This window comes from Methylophaga sp. UBA2689, from assembly GCA_002354555.1.
In the GTDB taxonomy this organism is placed as follows: Bacteria; Pseudomonadota; Gammaproteobacteria; order Nitrosococcales; family Methylophagaceae; genus Methylophaga.
On record DELT01000056.1, the window covers coordinates 16,960 to 18,708 of the forward strand.

Below are 1,749 nucleotides of genomic sequence, written 5' to 3' on the forward strand. Positions count from 1 at the left end.
CTGTATTTTGAAATCTTTCGCCAGAACCTGTTCAATCGCCAAACCAGCAAACGGGCTTATGAAGTAGGCAAAAAACATTACGACACCGGTAATGATATTTTTCAGGCGATGCTCGACCCTACAATGAGCTATTCCTGTGGATACTGGGCAGAGGCGGATAATCTGGCCCAGGCCCAAAAGCATAAGTTGGATTTAATCTGCAGAAAACTCATGCTTCAACCCGGTGAGCGGGTGCTTGAAATTGGCTGTGGCTGGGGCAGCTTTGCTCAATATGCTGCAGAGAATTACGGCGTAGAAGTTCATGGCATTACTATTTCAAAAGAGCAGCAAACCCTGGCCCAGGAGCGTTGTGCCGGTTTGCCTGTGACCATTGAGTTGATGGATTATCGCGATCTGCAGGGTCAATTCGACAAAATTGTTTCAATCGGCATGTTCGAGCATGTTGGACCCAAAAATTATCCTGTCTATTTTGACAGTGCTATGAAATTGCTCAAACCGGAAGGATTGTTCCTACTGCATACCATCGGCATTCACGCCACATCGTTGAAAGTGGATCCATGGATTGATAAATACATCTTTCGTAATGGCAAATTACCTTCGGCAGAAGAACTGGCATCAGTACTTAACAGCCGTTTTGTGATTGAGGACTGGCATAATTTCGGCACCGATTATGACAAGACCCTAATGGCTTGGTGGGAAAATTTCGATAAAGCCTGGCCCGATTTATCCACCCATTATGATGAAAGGTTTTACCGTATGTGGAAGTATTATTTGCATAGCTGTGCCGGTTTCTTTCGCTCTAAACAAGGCCAGTTGTGGCAATTAGTATTAAGTAAACGGGGGCGTGAAGGTGAGTACCGCTCTCTGAGATAAGTTGCATCGTAAGTTTTGTTTATCGATATAAACGATTAATGTTATTGGTATTATTTGTTTTACCGATTTGTCTGTTTAGCCTATAGTCATTGAAAACTCACAAAGATGAGTTTTATTTAATGCCCTCAAGGAGGCGAACATGGCAGACAAACAAAAACTCACCACAATTGGTGGTGCACCGGTTGTAGATAACCAGAACAGCATGACAGCTGGTCCTCGTGGCCCGTTACTAATGCAGGATGTCTGGTTTCTGGAAAAAATGGCTCACTTTGACCGTGAGGTGATTCCAGAGCGACGGATGCACGCTAAAGGTTCGGGTGCTTTTGGCACGTTTACTGTAACCAACGATATAACCCAATACACCCGTGCAAAAATCTTTTCTGAAGTTGGCAAAAAAACGGAATTATTTGCCCGTTTCTCAACTGTTGCCGGTGAAAGAGGTGCTGCAGACGCAGAGCGGGATATTCGTGGTTTTGCCGTTAAGTTCTATACCGAAGAGGGTAACTGGGACATGGTCGGTAATAATACGCCGGTGTTTTTCCTGCGTGATCCGTTGAAGTTTCCGGATTTGAATCATGCCGTTAAACGGGATCCCAAGACCAACATGCGCAGCGCGCAGAACAACTGGGATTTCTGGACATTATTGCCAGAAGCGTTACATCAGGTCACGATTGTGATGAGTGATCGGGGGCTGCCGAAAAGTTACCGGCATATGCATGGCTTTGGCAGTCATACCTATAGCTTTATCAATGCCAATAACGAGCGCTTTTGGGTGAAATTTCACTTCAAATGCATGCAGGGTATTGAAAACCTGACCGATGAAGAGGCGGCCAGAGTTGTCGGCGAAGATCGTGAAAGTCATCAAAAGGATTTATT

The 1,749-nt window shown here is 45.0% G+C and carries 2 protein-coding genes; both read left to right on the forward strand.

Annotated elements, in window-relative coordinates:
• On the forward strand, positions 1-873 hold an 873-nt coding region (gene cfa / locus B3M51_RS05945; protein ID WP_292757544.1), incomplete at its 5' end, for a cyclopropane fatty acyl phospholipid synthase.
• A 139-nt stretch (positions 874-1,012) separates the two neighbouring features.
• The coding region (locus B3M51_RS05950; protein WP_292757546.1) for a catalase at positions 1,013-1,749 on the forward strand (737 nt) is incomplete at its 3' end.